The sequence below is a fragment of the Streptomyces sp. NPDC012794 genome (assembly GCF_042901085.1).
In the GTDB taxonomy this organism is placed as follows: domain Bacteria; phylum Actinomycetota; class Actinomycetes; order Streptomycetales; family Streptomycetaceae; genus Streptomyces.
The window spans coordinates 340,167-354,891 of record NZ_JBIBCI010000004.1; the positions used below are offsets into that span (position 1 = coordinate 340,167).

A 14,725-nucleotide genomic window follows, 5' to 3' on the forward strand; every position below is an offset into this window, starting at 1 on the left:
CCACGACGATCGTCCGGGTGCCCTTCTTCGCGATGCGCAGACTCTCACGGCGAGCCGGCCCCCGGCCGGCCGGGCCCCGCGCCCTGCTCCCGGGCCGTGCCCGTCGAGCCGCGGACCACCAGCTCCGGCTGGAAGACGTACTCCGTGCGCTGGACCGGGGTGCCGGCCACCGCCTCCAGGAGGGCGCCCACCGCGGCCGTGGCCATGGCGCGGACCGGCTGGCGGATCGTCGTCAGCGGGGGGTCCGTGAAGGCGATCAGCGGGGAGTCGTCGAAGCCGACCACCGAGACGTCCTCCGGCACGCGCAGCCCCCTCTCCCGCGCGGCGCGGATCACGCCGAGCGCCATCATGTCGCTGGCGCAGACCACCCCCGTGCAGCCCCGGTCGAGCAGGGCGCCGCCCGCCGCGTGGCCGCCCTCGACGGTGAACAGGGTGCGCTGGACGAGCCCTTCCTCCGCCGCCCCGGGCCGCGCCGCCAGGAAGCCCTGCTCCTTGCGCGCCGAGGGGACGTAGCGGGTCGGCCCGATGGCCAGGCCGATGCGCCGGTGTCCCAGTTCCTCGAGGTGGCGCACGGCCATGTCGGCGGCCGCCCGGTCGTCCGGGGAGACGAAGGGGGCGCTGATGGCCTCGTTGAAGCCGTTGATGAGGACGAACGGCAGCCCCCGGGCCGCGAGCCGCTGGTAGCGGGACGGGTCCTGGGAGGCGTCGGCGTGCAGGCCGGAGAGGAAGACGATCCCGGTGACGCCGCGTTCCTCCAGCTGCTCGACCAGCTCGTCCTCGGTGGCCCCGCCCGGGGTCTGCGTGCACAGCACCGGCGTGTAGCCGTGCCCGGCCAGGGCCTGCTCGATGACCTGGGCGAACGCCGGGAAGATCGGGTTCGTCAGCTCGGGTATCAGCAGCCCCACCAGCCCGTTGCTGCGGCGTTTGAGCCTGACCGGGCGTTCGTAGCCGAGCAGGTCCATGGCGGCCAGCACCCGGTGCCGGGTGCCGGCCGCCACGCCCGCCTTGCCGTTGAGCACACGGCTGACGGTCGCCTCGCTGACCTTGGCCTGCGCGGCGATGTCCGTCAGCCGGAGGGGGGAGGTCACCCCTGCCACCACACCGCCGTGTCGCCGGGCAGGACGTCGGGGTCGGCCAGGGCGCCGCTCGCCAGGAGCACGGAACCCGGCGCGGGTATGCGTACGGCTTCGCCCGTGGTGTTGACGGTGCACACGAAGGTGCCCCGGCGGAACACGAGGACCCCCTGCGGGGCGTCCAGCCACTCCACCGCGTCGCCCGCGCCGAGGTCCGTGTGCTCGCGCCGGATCCGCAGGGCGGTGCGGTACAGCTCGAGCGTCGACTGCGGGTCACCGGTCTGCGCGGCGACGCTCAGCCCGGCCCACTCCGACGGCTGCGGGAGCCAGCTGCCACCGCCGCCGAAGCCGTACGGGGCCTCGTCGCCCGACCACGGGAGCGGTACGCGGCATCCGTCGCGCAGCCCTTCCTGCCCGTTCTCCTTGAAGAACGAGGGGTCCTGGCGCACCTCGTCCGGGAGGTCGGTGACCTCGGGCAGGCCGAGCTCCTCGCCCTGGTAGACGTACGCGGACCCGGGCAGGGCCAGCATCAGCAGCGCGGCCGCCCGCGCCCGGTCCAGGCTGCCGAACCGGGTGCGGTGGCGGACCACGTCGTGGTTGGACAGCACCCACGTCGTGGGGGCTCCGACAGGCCGCATCGCGTCGAGGGAGTCGTCGATGGCGGCGCGCAGCGCGGCCGCGTCCCAGCCGGTGCTGAGGTAGTGGAAGTTGAAGGCCTGGTGGAGCTCGTCGGGGCGCAGGTAGAGCGCGGTCCGGTCGGCGCTCGGCGTCCAGGCTTCGGCGACGCCGATGCGGTCGCCGGCGTACTCGTCGAGCACCGTCCGCCAGGACCGGTAGATCTCGTGGACGCCGTCCTGGTCGAAGAAGGGCAGCACCTGGTTGCCGAGCAGCTTCAGCTGTTCGTCGCGCCCGAGGTCCGGCAGGCCGGGGGCCTTGACCAGCCCGTGGGCGACGTCGATGCGGAACCCGTCGACGCCGAGGTCGAGCCAGAAGCGCAGGACGGAGCGGAACTCGTCCTGGACGGCCGGGTGTTCCCAGTTGAAGTCGGGCTGTTCGGGGGCGAAGAGGTGCAGGTACCACTCGCCGTCCGCCACGCGCGTCCACGCCGGGCCGCCGAAGATGGACTCCCAGTCGTTGGGCGGGAGTTCGCCGTTCGCGCCCTTGCCGGGCCGGAAGTGGAAGCGTTCGCGCAGGGTGCTGCCGGGGCCTTCCCGCAGTGCCTGTTTGAACCATTCGTGCTGGTCGGAGCAGTGGTTGGGGACGAGGTCGACGATGATCCGCATGCCGAGCGCGTGCGCTTCGCGGATGACGGCGTCGGCGTCGTGCAGGGTGCCGAACATCGGGTCGATGGCCCGGTAGTCGGCGACGTCGTAGCCGGCGTCGGCCTGCGGGGAGGCGTAGAAGGGGCTGAGCCACACGGCGTCGACGCCCAGGTCGCGCAGGTAGGGCAGGCGGCTCCGGATACCTTCGAGGTCCCCCATGCCGTCGCCGTTGGAGTCGGCGAAGCTGCGCGGATAGACCTGGTAGATCACCGCGTCTCTCCACCAGCCGGGCTGGGTCCCGGTCGGGGTGGGGAGCGCGTCGGCGAGGTGCTGGGTCATGGTGTCCTTGGAGAGATCGGGCCGGTGGAGCGGGGCGGGCGCGGGTGGTCAGCCCTTGGTGGCGCCCGCCGTCATGCCGGCGACGAGGTGACGCTGGGCGAAGAGGAAGAAGACCGCCGCCGGGATCGCGATGAGGACGGATGCCGCGCTCATGGCGCCCCAGTTGGAGGTGTACTGCGTGACGAAGGTCTGCAGCCCGCCCGCGAGGGTCAGGTTTTCCTCACCGACCATGAAGGCGGAGGCGTACGCGACCTCGCCCCAGGCGGTGATGAAGGCGTAGAAGCCGGTCACGGCGAGGCCGGGCTTGGCGAGCGGCAGGATCAGGCGCCAGAAGGTGCCGAAGGGGTTGAGTCCGTCGACGCGGCCGGATTCGTCGATCTCGACCGGGATGGTGTCGAAGAAGCCCTTCATCATCCAGGCGCAGAACGGCACGGCGATGGTGAGGTACGTGATGATCAGGCCGAGCGGCTGGTTCAGCAGCCCGAGCTCTCCCATCAGGTTGTAGAGCGGGACGATCAGGATGGCCATCGGGAACATCTGCGTGATGAGCAGGGTCCACATCAGCGGCTTCATGCCCGGGAACTTGAAGCGGCTGACCGCGTAGCCGGTGGTGGCGGCGATGAACACGCCGAGCACGGTGGTGACGCCGGCGACCAGCACGGAGTTCGCGAACCAGCTGAGGAAGTGGCTGGACTCCAGCAGGTACGAGTAGTTCGAGAGCGTGGGCTCCTTCACGAAGTCCGTGGTGATCGCGTGCTCGGCCGGCTTGAGCGAGGTCAGCAGGATCCACAGCACGGGGAAGACGGCGATCACGGACGCGACGACGAGCGTGGCGTGCAGGCCGAAGGAGGCGAGCGGGGAGCGGCTGCCGCGCGGGCGGGCGGCGCCGCGCTGCCGGCCGGCGGCGGTCTGCTTGGCGGAGGTCACGGTCACCACACCTCTCCCTGCTTGCGCAGCGAGCGCCGGTAGACCAGCGCGAAGATCATGAGCAGGGCGAGGATGAGCACGCCCCAGGTCGCCGAGCCGGCGAAGTCGCGCGGGCTCGCGATGAAGGCCTCGCGGAACGCCTGGGTCACCAGGATCTCGGTGGAGTCGCCGGGTCCGCCCCGGGTCAGCAGGAAGATCACCGGGAACATGTTGAAGGTCCAGATGGTGGAGAGCAGGATCACCGTCATGCTCACGGCGCGCAGTCCGGGCAGGGTGATGTGCCGGAACCGCTGCCAGGGTCCGGCGCCGTCCATCTCGGCGGCCTCGTACAGCTCGCCGGGGATCGACTGCAGACCGCCGAGCAGGGCGACCATCATGAAGGGGATGCCGAGCCAGACGTTGACGGCGACGACGGCGAGCTTGGCCCAGGTGGGGTCGTCGAGCCACGGGACGGCCGCGATGCCGCCCCCGTCGAGGATCTTGTTGAGGATGCCGTTGTCGCGGTTGAAGAGGAACCGCCAGGCGAAGACCGAGACGAAGCCGGGCACGGCCCACGGCAGGATGAGCGCCATCCGGTAGGCGGTGCGGCCCCGGAACCGCCGGTTGAGCATGGTGGCCAGACCCAGGCCGAGGGCGAAGGTGATGGACACGCAGGCGACGGTCCACACCACCGTCCACACCAGCCGCTGCCAGAAGAGGGGGTCGCCGAGGACCGCCGCGTAGTTGTCGAGCCCGACGAACTCGTACGTGGCCTCGATGTGGCGCACGCCGATGGTGCGGGCGACGTTGCGCTCGTTGGCGTCGGTCAGCGACAGGTAGACGCCGCGTACGAGCGGCCAGCCGACGATGACGCCGAGGACGAGCACGACCGGGGCGACCATGGCCCAGGCGTACCAGTGCGTGGCGAGGGCGCGGGCGAAACCGCCGCGCGGGCTTCCGGGGGCAGTCGCGCGGCTGGGGCCGCGGGGGGCGAGGTCCTTCTCGCCGCCCGCGGCCTTCGCCACCGACCGGCTGGTGTCAGCAGCCATCGTCCGTACTACTTCCAGCCCTTGAGGATCTTGCGGAACTCGACGCCGGCCGCCTTGGCCGCGTCCTCGGGGGTCGAGGCGCCGGTGACGGCCTTGGTGTACTCGACCTTCAGCGGCTCGAAGAGGGAGCCGTTCTCCGGGATCCAGGCCCGCTCGACGGCCTTGTCGACGGCCGGCTTGAAGAACTGGACCATCTCGCTGCTCTTGACGTCCGGCTGCTCGTAGGCGGCGGTGCGCGTCGGCAGCAGGCTCAGGTCCTTGGCGGACTGGACCTGGACCTCCTGGGAGGTCATGTACTCGACGAAGGCGTGCGCGGCGGCGGTGTTCTTGGAGCCGGCGTACACGGCGAGGTCGTGGCCGCCCTGCGGGGCGCCCGCCTTGGCGGAGCCGGCCGGGACGGGGGCGACGCCGAGGTTGGACTTGTCCTTGAACTGGTCGCCCGCGTAGCTGTCCGCGACGGCCCAGGGACCGTTGATCATCATCGCCACCTCCCCGGACTTGAAGGCGGTCTGCATGTTCGTCCAGCCGTCCGTGGCGTTGGTGACCGCCGCGCCGGAGGTGATCAGGTCGCGGGCGGCCTTGAAGCCCTTGACGCTGGCCGCGTTGTCGACGGTGACCGTCTTGGTCTTGGCGTCGACGAGGTCGCCGCCCTCGCCGTAGATGAACGGCAGGAACCAGTAGGAGTCGTCGCCGCGCAGGTAGAGGCCGGTCTTGCCGGTCTTGGCCTTGATGGCGGTGGCGGCGGCCTTCAGCTCTTCGAGCGTCTTGGGCGGCTGGACGCCGGCGTCGGCGAGCATCTTCTTGTTGTAGAAGAGGCCGAGGCTGTCGATGACCTGCGGGACGGCGTAGGTCTTGCCCTCGAACTTGCCGCTGGCCGCGGCCTGCGGCAGGAACTCGGCGTCGATCTTCTTCGCGGTCTCGGCCGGGACCTCGTCGAGGTAGCCGAGCGAGGCGAAGTCGGCGACCCAGCCGACGTCGGCACGGATCACGTCGGGCGCGTCGGCGCCGCTGCTGAAGGCGTTCTTGACCTTGTTCTGGGCGTCACCGTAGGGCACGTTGACGTACTTGACCGTCACCTTCGGGTGCTTCGCGGTGAACGCCTCGGCGATCTTCTGGAAGCTCGCCTTCTCGGCGTCGTTCGAGGTGTCCCACCAGGTGACGGTGCCGGACAGCTCGCCGCCGGCCTTCGTCCCGCCACCGTCGCCCTTGGTGTCACCGCCGCAAGCCGTCGCCGCGAGCGCCAGGGTCGCGACCAGCGCGGTGGCCGCTATGCCACGCCGCATATGAACTCCTTCGATGATCCCGGCCGCGCCCTCGCGGTCCCGAGTTGCGAGGAACGTAACAAGCCTGAAAGCCGACGGAAAGGCCTTGCGGCAATTTTCTGCAAGCGGAGGCGATCGTTACATCCGTGTGTCCCTACGGTTGCCGGCGCTTGCTGGTGGTTCGAGTGCGCTTCTCTTCCACAGGCCCGCAACCACGGGGCGTGCACGCGCGTTGACTCCGGTATGAACCACGAGTTGACGGCCGTCCCGCTTGCAAGAGCTTCCAGCGACCCGACCGTGACCGGCGGCTGGTGGCGCGATGCCGTCATCTACCAGGTGTACGTCCGCTCCTTCGCGGACAGTGACGGCGACGGCGTCGGGGACCTGCGTGGGGTGCGGGAGCGGCTCCCCCACCTTGCCCGGCTCGGGGTGGACGCCGTGTGGCTGACCCCCTTCTACGTCTCCCCGCAGGCGGACGGCGGCTACGACGTCGCCGACTACCGGGCCGTCGACCCCCTCTTCGGCGACCTCGCCGACGCCGACGACCTCGTCCGGGCCGCGCACGCGCTGGGCCTGCGGGTGATCGTGGACGTGGTGCCGAACCACACCTCCGAGGCACACCCCTGGTTCCGGGACGCCCTCGCGGGGGTGCCCGGCGCCCGTGAGCGGTACCTGTTCCGCCCGGGGCGCGGCGCGGACGGGTCGCTGCCGCCGAACGACTGGGAGTCCGTCTTCGGCGGCCCGGCCTGGACCCGCGTCCCGGACGGCGACTGGTACCTGCACCTCTTCGCACCCGAGCAGCCCGACCTGGACTGGGAGCACCCGGAGGTCGCGGAGGAGTTCGCCTCGGTGCTGCGCTTCTGGCTCGACCTGGGCGTCGACGGCTTCCGCGTGGACGTCGCCCACGGCATGGTCAAGGCCCCGGGCCTGCCCGACATCGGCCGGGGCGCGCAGGCCACGCTGATCGGCACCGAGCCGCTGCCGTTCTTCGACCAGGACGGGGTCCACGAGATCCACCGCTCCTGGCGGCGCCTGCTGGACTCGTACGAGGGCCGGCGCATCGGGGTCGCGGAGGCCTGGGCGCCGACCTCGGAGCGGCTCGCGCTGTACGTGCGGCCCGACGAACTGCACCAGGCCTTCAACTTCCGGTTCCTGAACTGCCCCTGGGACCCGGCGGCGATGCGGACCGTCATCGACGAGTCCCTGGCCGCCACCGCCTCGGTGGGCGCCCCGACGACCTGGGTGCTGTCCAACCACGACGTCGTGCGGCACGTCACCCGGTACGGGGGCGGGGCGCGGGGCCTGGCCCGGGCGCGGGCGGCGGCACTGCTGATGCTGGCGCTGCCCGGGTCGGCGTACGTCTACCAGGGCGAGGAGCTCGGCCTGCCGGAGGTGACCGACCTCCCGGACGGGGCCCGCCAGGACCCGGCGTTCCGCCGCGGCCGGCGGCGGGCGGCGGCCGGGGGCTGCGCGGGGGCGGCAGCCGGGCTCGGGGCAGGGGCGGCTTCGGCCGGGCTCGGGGCCGGGGCGGTGGCCGAGGTCGGGGCCGGGGCGGTGGCCGTGACCGGGCTCGGAGCCGAGGCGGTGGCGGTGGCCGAAGCCGTTGCCGTGGCCGAGGCGGAGGGGCAGGACGGGCTGCGAGACGGGTGCCGCGTCCCGCTCCCCTGGTCCGGCGACGCGCCCCCGTACGGCTTCGGCCCCGGCGGCAGCTGGCTCCCGCAGCCCGCCGACTGGGCGGGTCTGACCGTCGCCGCCCAGACCGGCGACCCGCACTCCACGCTGGAGCTGTACCGCGCCGCGCTGGAGCTGCGCCGGGCCATGCCGGGCCTGGGCGCGCCGGAGTCGGGGCAGGGCGGGTGCCGCGAGGAGTGGCCCGGGACGGGGGCGGGACCTGCGGTGTTCGCGCGGGGCATGCGCTGGCGGCCCGCACCAGACGGGGTCCTCCTCTTCACCCGCCCCGGCTTCGCCTGCACCCTCAACACCCGGCCCGAGCCGGTGACGATGCCCTCCCCCGGCCGGCCGGTGCTCTCCAGCGCCCCGGTGGAGACCGACGGCCGCACGGTCCGTCTTCCCCCTGATTCCTGCACGTGGTGGGCGATGTGAGGCCGCTACCGGTACAGTCCAATCCCGTGACCGCACGGCTAGCCGACATCGCAGCCCAGGCGGGAGTCAGCGAAGCCACAGTCAGCCGCGTGCTGAACGGCAAGCCCGGTGTGGCCGCAGGCACCCGCGAGTCCGTGCTGGCCGCGCTCGACGTGCTCGGCTACGAGCGGCCCGTACGGCTGCGCCAGCGCAGCGCGGGCCTCGTCGGACTGATAACCCCCGAGCTGGACAACCCCATCTTCCCGGCACTGGCGCAGGTCATCGGCCAGGCGCTGACCCGGCAGGGATACACGCCGGTGCTGGCGACGCAGACGCCCGGCGGATCCACCGAGGACGAGCTGACCGAGATGCTGGTGGACCGCGGGGTCTCCGGGATCATCTTCGTCTCGGGGCTGCACGCCGACACCACCGCCGACATGGGCCGCTACGACCAACTCCGCGGCCAGGGCGTCCCGTACGTCCTCATCAACGGCTTCTCCGACAAGGTGCGGGCCCCCTTCGTCTCCCCCGACGACCGGGCCGCGATGCAGCTCGCCGTGACCCACCTGACGGCGCTGGGGCACACCCGGATCGGCCTCGCGGTCGGCCCGAAGCGGTTCGTGCCGGTCGTCCGCAAGATCGAGGGCTTCCGGGCCGCGATGCGGGAGCGGCTCGGGCTCACCGAGGCCGAGACGGAGGAGCTGGTCCAGCACTCCCTGTACTCCCTGGAGGGCGGCCAGGCCGCCGCGGCCGCGCTCATCGGGCGGGGCTGCACGGCGGTGGTGTGCGCGAGCGACATGATGGCGCTCGGCGCGATCCGGGCCGCCCGGCAGCAGGGGCTGCGGGTGCCGCAGGACGTGTCGGTGGTCGGCTTCGACGACTCCCCGCTCATAGCGTTCACCGATCCGCCGCTGACCACCATCCGGCAGCCGGTGCAGGCCATGGGGCAGGCCGCGGTACGGACCCTGCTGGAAGAGATCGGCGGTACGCCGGCCCCGCACAGCGAGTTCGTGTTCCTGCCCGAGCTGGTGGTCCGCGGCTCCACCGCCTCCGGGCCGGCGCAGCGGCGTACCCCCTAGGGGTTTCGCGGTAGTCCGCAGGGCTGAGCAGAGGCGCCGAAGACCGTCCGGAGGGATGATCGGAGGCGGGAAGGCATCTGGCAGACTCTCTGCCCATGGGTGAAGCGAGCGTGAAGACACTGGAAACCCGGACGGACGTCTCGTCACCCCTCGTGACGGAGCAGGAGACCCGTCCGGCGCCGGAGCGCACGCTGCTGCACCGGCTGCGGGCCCCGCGACGGCCCCGGATCTGGTTCGAGATCCTGCTGATCGCCGTCAGCTACTGGACGTACTCGCTGATCCGCAACGCCGTGCCCGAGCAGAAGGCGGCCGCGCTCGCGAACGCCGACTGGATCTGGTCCGTGGAACACGGGCTCGGCATCGCCGTGGAGCGGTCCGTCAACCACGCCGTGAACTCGGTGACGTGGCTGATCGTCGGCATGAACTACTACTACGCCACGCTGCACTTCATCGTGACGATCGGCGTGCTGGTGTGGATCTACCGCTTCCATCCCGGGCGTTACGCCGCCACCCGCCTCGTCCTCTTCGCCACCACGGGCGTCGCCCTGGTCGGTTACTACCTCTACCCGCTCGCGCCGCCCCGGCTGATGAACGGGGAGACCTTCATCGACACCGTGCTGGTGCACCACACCTGGGGTTCCATGGCCTCGGGGAACCTGAAGAACATGTCGAACCAGTACGCCGCGATGCCCTCCATGCACATAGGGTGGTCGCTCTGGTGCGGGCTGACGATCTTCGCGGTGGCCTCCGCGCCGTGGGCGCGGATCCTGGGACTGCTGTACCCGGCGGCGACCCTCGTCGTGATCGTGGCCACCGCCAACCACTTCTGGCTCGACGCCGTCGGCGGCATGCTGTGCCTGGCCTTCGGGTACGCCGTCTCCCGCGCCTGGTACGGGTCGCTGCCGCACCGGCTGCCGCGCCGGCCGGTGCACACCGGTCCCCACCCGGCGTCGGAGCTGCTGAACCGCTTCCGCCGGGCGTAGGGCCGTCGCGCGGTTCCGCTAGAGCCCGTCGTGGGTGATCCGGCCGCCTGACACGGTCAGGCGTACGGGTGCCTCCGCGAGCTCGTCGGGGGCGGCGGTCACCGGGTCGAGGGCGAGGGCCGTCAGGTCCGCGCGGCAGCCCGGGGCGATCCGGCCCGCGACGGCCTGCTCCCCCGCCGCGAGCGCCGCGTGGGAGGTCATCCCCTCCAGTGCCATCAGCCCGGTCAGGGAGCGGCCGCCGGATGCCGCGCCGCGGGGGCGCAGGGCGGTGGCGAGGACCTGCCGGGCGTCGTGGTGGGCGACGGGCCAGTCCGAACCGAGGGCCAGGACCGCGCCCGCGTCGCGCAGGTCCCGGCAGCGCCAGGCACGGCGGGCCCGTTCGTCCCCGAGCCGCCTGGACCACTCGTCGGTGTGGTCGGCGCGGGTGTGGGCGGTGTGCGGGGGCTGCATGGAGGCGATCACCCCGAGCTCGGCGAACCGCTTGAGCTGGTCGTCGGGGACGGTCTCGATGTGCTCGATCCGGTGTCGCATGCGGGCGGGTCCGCCCAGGGCCGCGACCGTGTCCAGCACGTGCCGGACGGCGGCGTCGCCGATGGCGTGGGTGGCGGTGCGTACCCCGGCGGCGTCGAGGACCCGTACGGCCCGGGCGTACGCGCGCGGGTCGGGCCAGAAGGCCTCGGTGCCCCGGCCGTGGCAGTCGGCGTGCTCCAGCCAGGCGGTGCCGCCCTCGACGGTGCCGTCCATGAAGAACTTGACGCCGCCGACCTGCCAGTGGCGTCCGCGTACGCCCTGGAGGCCGATCAGCCCGTCCAGGGTGGCGGCGTCGGCCCCGGGCATGCACCAGGGTGACAGCCGCAGCCGCAAGGGCAGGTCGGTCTCGTACTCGACGGTGGCGAGCAGGGCCGGTACGTCTCCGTCGCCGAGGTCCATGACGTGGGCGCCGGTGAGTCCGGTGGCGGCCATGGCACCGAGCACGGCGAGCAGGCGGGAGCGGCGCTCCGCGGGGCGGGGCCGGGGGGTCAGGGCGCCGACCAGGGACATCGCGGCGTGCTCGACGAGGTGCCCGGTGGGGCGGCCGTCGCCGTCGCAGACGATCTCGGAGCGCTGGTCGAAGGCGCGCGGGCCGGTGACGCCGGCGGCGGCCAGGGCCGGCCCGGTGGCGAGGGCGGAGTGGCCGTCGTAGAGGCGCAGGTAGGCGGGGGTCCCGTCGAGGACGTCCTCGACGAGGTCCCGGTCGACGGGGCGGCCGCCGAAGGCGTTGTGGTCGAGGCCGAAGCCGAGGACCCAGCCGCCGGTGCGGTCGGCGGTGCGCAGGACCGCCCGCAGCCGGTCGAGGTCCCGTACGGCCGAGAGGTCGGTTCCGGTGGCCGCCTCGACGCCCCAGACGGGGTGGCTGTGGGCGTCGGTGAGGCCGGGGGTGAGGGTGGCTCCGCCGAGGTCGAGGACGCGGGTGCCGGGGCCGCGCCAGTCGCGTACGTCGGCCTCCTCCCCGACGGCCACGATCTCGCCGCCGCGCAGGGCCACGGCGCCGGCGCGGGGGCGGCCGGGGTCGAAGGTACGGACGCGGGCTCCGGTCAGGACGGTGTCGGCGGCGGGCACGGGGGTTGTCTCTCCTCGGGTCGGCGGCGGGTGCCGTCGGGCGTGCCGCTGTCGCTACGCGCCGTAGAACAGGTCGTCCACGACCGCGCGGGCGCGGCGGGTGGTGCGGCGGTAGTCGTCCAGTACCTCACCGACCCTGCCCTCCGCGTAGCCCAGGTAGCGGCCGACGGCGGCCAGTTCGCGGGCGTCCGAGGGGAAGGTGTCCCCGGCGCGGCCGCGGACCAGCATCACGGCGTTGCGGACGCGCGTGGCCAGGACCCAGGCGTCGTCGAGGGTCTGGGCCTCCTCGGTGGTGAGCAGTCCGGCGGCGTGGGCGGCGGCCAGGGCGTGGCGGGTGCGGGTGGTGCGCAGGCCGGGTTCGGCCCAGGCGTGCCGCATCTGGAGCAGCTGGACGGTCCACTCGACGTCGCTGAGCCCGCCCCGGCCGAGTTTGGTGTGCAGGGTGGGGTCGGCGCCGCGCGGCATGCGTTCGGACTCCATGCGCGCCTTGAGGCGGCGGATCTCGCGGACCGCGTCCTCGCCGAGGCCTTCGACGGGGTAGCGCAGCGGGTCGATCAGCTCGATGAAGCGGCGGCCCAGATCGACGTCCCCGGCGACGGGCTCGGCGCGTAGCAGGGCCTGGCTCTCCCAGGTCAGGGACCAGCGCCGGTAGTAGGCGGCGTAGGAGGAGAGGGTGCGTACGAGGGGCCCGGAGCGGCCCTCGGGACGCAGGTCGGCGTCGATGAGCAGCGGCGGGTCGGCGGTCGGCAGCTGGAGCAGCCTGCGCATCTCGGAGATGACGGTCTGGGCGGCCTTGGCGGCTTCCTGTTCGTCGACGCCCTCGCGGGGTTCGTGGACGAAGAGCACGTCGGCGTCGGAGCCGTAGCCCAGTTCGTGCCCGCCGAAGCGGCCGACGCCGATGACGGCGAAGCGGGTGGGGAGGGTATCGCCCCACTGCTCGCGCACGGCGGCGCGCAGGGCACCGGCGATGGTGGCGGCGGTGAGGTCGGAGACGGCGTCGCCGACCCGGTCGACGAGGGCTCCGCAGTCCTTCTCCGCGGGGTTTTCCTCGGTGCCGTAGGAGGCGATGATGTCGGCGGCGGCGGTGCGGAACAGTTCGCGGCGGCGGACCCCTCGGGCGGCGGCGACGGCGGCCTCCGCGCTGTCGGCGCGCCCGACGGCGGCGAGCACCTCCTGCTCGAGGGCTTCGTGCGTACGGGGCTGCAGGCCTTCGGGGTCGCCGAGCAGGGCCACGGCCTCGGGGGCGCGCATGAGGAGGTCGGGGGCGAGGCGTCCGGCGGAGAGCACGCGGGCGAGGTTCTCGGCCGCGGCGCCCTCGTCGCGCAGCAGGCGCAGGTACCAGGGTGTCTTGCCGAGGGCGTCGGAGACCTTGCGGAAGCCCAGGAGTCCGGCGTCCGGGTCGGCGGAGTCGGCGAACCAGCCGAGGAGGACCGGCAGCAGGGTGCGCTGGATGGCGGCCTTGCGGCTGACGCCGGAGGCGAGGGCCTCCAGGTGGCGCAGGGCGGAGGCCGGGTCGGCGTAGCCGAGGGCTTCGAGGCGCTGGCCGGCGGCGCGCGGGGAGAGCCGGGCCTCGCCCGGGGCGAGCTGGGCTACGGCGTCGAGCAGGGGCCGGTAGAAGAGCTTCTCGTGCAGGCGGCGCACGACGGAGGCGTGCCGGCGCCAGGCCTTGTTGAGCTCGGCGACCGGTTCGGTGCGCAGGCCCATGGAGCGGCCGAGGCGGCGCAGGTCGGCCTCGTCCTCGGGGACGAGGTGGGTGCGGCGCAGCCGGTAGAGCTGGATGCGGTGCTCCATGGCGCGCAGGAAGCGGTACGCGTCGTGCAGCTGGGCGGCGTCGGCGCGGCCGACGTAGCCGCCGGCGGCGAGGGCGTGCAGGGCGTCGAGGGTGGTGCCGGAGTGGAGGGTGGCGTCGCTGCGGCCGTGGACGAGCTGGAGCAGCTGGACGGCGAACTCGACGTCGCGCAGGCCGCCGGGGCCGAGTTTGAGTTCGCGGTCGACCTGGGCGGCGGGGATGTTGTCTACGACGCGGCGGCGCATCTTCTGGACGTCGGCGACGAAGTTCTCGCGTTCGGCGGCCTGCCAGACGAGGGGGGTTATGGCCGCGACGTACTGGGCCCCGAGGTCGGGGTCGCCTGCGACGGCGCGGGCTTTGAGCAGGGCCTGGAACTCCCAGGTCTTCGCCCAGCGCTGGTAGTAGGCGAGGTGGGAGGAGAGGGTGCGGACGAGGGGGCCGTTGCGGCCCTCGGGGCGGAGGTTGGCGTCGACGGGCCAGATGGTGCCCTCGACGGTGGTCTCGGAGCAGATCCGCATGAGGTGGGAGGCGAGGCGGGTGGCGGCCTGAAGCGCCTTGTGCTCATCGGCGCCGCTGGCGGCCTCCCCGACGAAGATCACATCGACGTCGGAGACGTAGTTGAGTTCGTTGCCGCCGCACTTGCCCATGGCGATCACCGCGAGGCGGCACTGGGCGGCGTCCTCGGGGGCGGCGGCGGTCGCCATGCGCAGGGCCGCGCGGAGGGTGGCGGTGGCGAGGTCGGCGAGTTCGGCGGCGGTCTGGGCGACGTCGGTGGTGCCGCAGACGTCGCGGGCGGCGATGGAGAGCAGGCAGCGGCGGTAGGCGACGCGCAGGGCGACGGGGTCGTGGGCGTCGGCGAGGCCCTGCTCGAACTCGGCGAGGCCGGGGTGCAGGTCGGCGGCCTCGTAGGTGACGAGGGCCTGCCAGTCGCGGGGGTGGCGGGCGAGGTGGTCGGCGAGGGCTTCGGAGGCGCCGAGCACGCCGAGGAGGCGGTCGCGCAGGGGTTTGGCGCTGACGAGGGTGTCGAGGAGCCGGGGCAGCTCCTCGGGGGTCTGGGCCTCGGCGAGGCGCACCAGCCCGTGCAGGGCGAGGTCGGGGTCGGCGGTGGCGCCGAGGGCGTCGAGGAGGACCGGGTCGGCGCGTACGGCGGCCAGCGCGTCGGCGTCGAGGAGCCGGGCGGCGTGCGTGGGGTCGGTGAACCCGCTGCGCAGCAGCCTGATGAAGGTGCTGCTCCTGCGTCCCGGGACTGTCATCCCGCCGCCTCCCGAGTGTGTCGCTGCCGATGGGGTGTGGCCGGCCTGG

Annotated in this window: 10 protein-coding genes; 3 read left to right on the forward strand and 7 right to left on the reverse strand. The window is 73.1% G+C overall.

Annotation, left to right across the window (positions count from 1 at the left end):
* Nucleotides 1-44: 44 nt before the first annotated feature.
* From ACFY7H_RS10185 to ACFY7H_RS10205, 5 genes are read right to left on the reverse strand one after another with little or no spacing between them, the layout of a single operon-like run.
* Nucleotides 45-1,097 (reverse strand): LacI family DNA-binding transcriptional regulator, encoded by a 1,053-nt coding sequence (locus ACFY7H_RS10185; protein ID WP_388935829.1) that lies wholly within the window; start codon nucleotides 1,095-1,097, stop codon nucleotides 45-47.
* Nucleotides 1,085-2,674: a glycoside hydrolase family 13 protein gene (locus tag ACFY7H_RS10190; protein ID WP_388935832.1), complete on the reverse strand. Its 1,590-nt coding sequence runs from the start codon at nucleotides 2,672-2,674 to the stop codon at nucleotides 1,085-1,087. The genes ACFY7H_RS10185 and ACFY7H_RS10190 overlap by 13 nt, the downstream gene beginning before the upstream one ends.
* 48 nt (nucleotides 2,675-2,722) lie before the next feature.
* Complete coding sequence (locus tag ACFY7H_RS10195; protein WP_388935834.1) at nucleotides 2,723-3,607, reverse strand: sugar ABC transporter permease; 885 nt, start codon at nucleotides 3,605-3,607, stop codon at nucleotides 2,723-2,725.
* The gene (locus ACFY7H_RS10200; RefSeq protein ID WP_388935837.1) at nucleotides 3,604-4,629 is read right to left on the reverse strand and encodes a carbohydrate ABC transporter permease; all 1,026 of its coding nucleotides are present in this window, start codon (nucleotides 4,627-4,629) and stop codon (nucleotides 3,604-3,606) included. Before ACFY7H_RS10200 ends, ACFY7H_RS10195 begins: the two co-directional genes overlap by 4 nt.
* Before the next feature lie 8 nt (nucleotides 4,630-4,637).
* A complete protein-coding gene (locus ACFY7H_RS10205) occupies nucleotides 4,638-5,912 on the reverse strand; it encodes an extracellular solute-binding protein (RefSeq protein ID WP_388935841.1) in 1,275 nt (424 codons plus the stop codon).
* Between the two features lie 222 nt (nucleotides 5,913-6,134).
* Here ACFY7H_RS10205 and ACFY7H_RS10210 point away from each other — a divergent pair, with 222 nt between their 5' ends.
* From ACFY7H_RS10210 to ACFY7H_RS10220, 3 genes are all read left to right on the forward strand, one after another.
* Nucleotides 6,135-7,994, forward strand: a complete 1,860-nt coding sequence (locus tag ACFY7H_RS10210; RefSeq protein ID WP_388935844.1) for a glycoside hydrolase family 13 protein — start codon at nucleotides 6,135-6,137, stop codon at nucleotides 7,992-7,994.
* Between the two features lie 26 nt (nucleotides 7,995-8,020).
* Nucleotides 8,021-9,052, forward strand: coding sequence for a LacI family DNA-binding transcriptional regulator (locus ACFY7H_RS10215; RefSeq protein WP_388935848.1), 1,032 nt, complete (start codon nucleotides 8,021-8,023; stop codon nucleotides 9,050-9,052).
* 95 nt (nucleotides 9,053-9,147) lie between these two features.
* Complete coding sequence (locus ACFY7H_RS10220; RefSeq protein WP_388935851.1) at nucleotides 9,148-10,035, forward strand: phosphatase PAP2 family protein; 888 nt, start codon at nucleotides 9,148-9,150, stop codon at nucleotides 10,033-10,035.
* A gap of 18 nt (nucleotides 10,036-10,053) precedes the next feature.
* Here the strand turns inward: ACFY7H_RS10220 and ACFY7H_RS10225 are convergent, their stop codons facing one another.
* Nucleotides 10,054-11,634 carry an amidohydrolase gene (locus ACFY7H_RS10225; RefSeq protein WP_388935854.1) on the reverse strand — a complete coding sequence of 527 codons (1,581 nt, stop codon included), beginning with the start codon at nucleotides 11,632-11,634 and terminating at the stop codon, nucleotides 10,054-10,056.
* Nucleotides 11,635-11,688: 54 nt separating this feature from the next.
* A complete protein-coding gene (locus ACFY7H_RS10230) occupies nucleotides 11,689-14,676 on the reverse strand; it encodes a bifunctional [glutamine synthetase] adenylyltransferase/[glutamine synthetase]-adenylyl-L-tyrosine phosphorylase (protein ID WP_388935857.1) in 2,988 nt (995 codons plus the stop codon).
* Nucleotides 14,677-14,725 lie beyond the last annotated feature (49 nt).

Excerpts from the sequence above, each read along its gene's own strand:
- ACFY7H_RS10220 (WP_388935851.1), top strand. The coding sequence starts at position 9,148 with ATGGGTGAAGCGAGCGTGAAGACACTGGAAACCCGGACGGACGTCTCG.
- ACFY7H_RS10200 (WP_388935837.1), bottom strand. The coding sequence starts at position 4,629 with ATGGCTGCTGACACCAGCCGGTCGGTGGCGAAGGCCGCGGGCGGCGAG.
- ACFY7H_RS10190 (WP_388935832.1), bottom strand. The coding sequence starts at position 2,674 with ATGACCCAGCACCTCGCCGACGCGCTCCCCACCCCGACCGGGACCCAG.
- ACFY7H_RS10210 (WP_388935844.1), top strand. The coding sequence starts at position 6,135 with ATGAACCACGAGTTGACGGCCGTCCCGCTTGCAAGAGCTTCCAGCGAC.
- ACFY7H_RS10205 (WP_388935841.1), bottom strand. The coding sequence starts at position 5,912 with ATGCGGCGTGGCATAGCGGCCACCGCGCTGGTCGCGACCCTGGCGCTC.
- ACFY7H_RS10230 (WP_388935857.1), bottom strand. The coding sequence starts at position 14,676 with ATGACAGTCCCGGGACGCAGGAGCAGCACCTTCATCAGGCTGCTGCGC.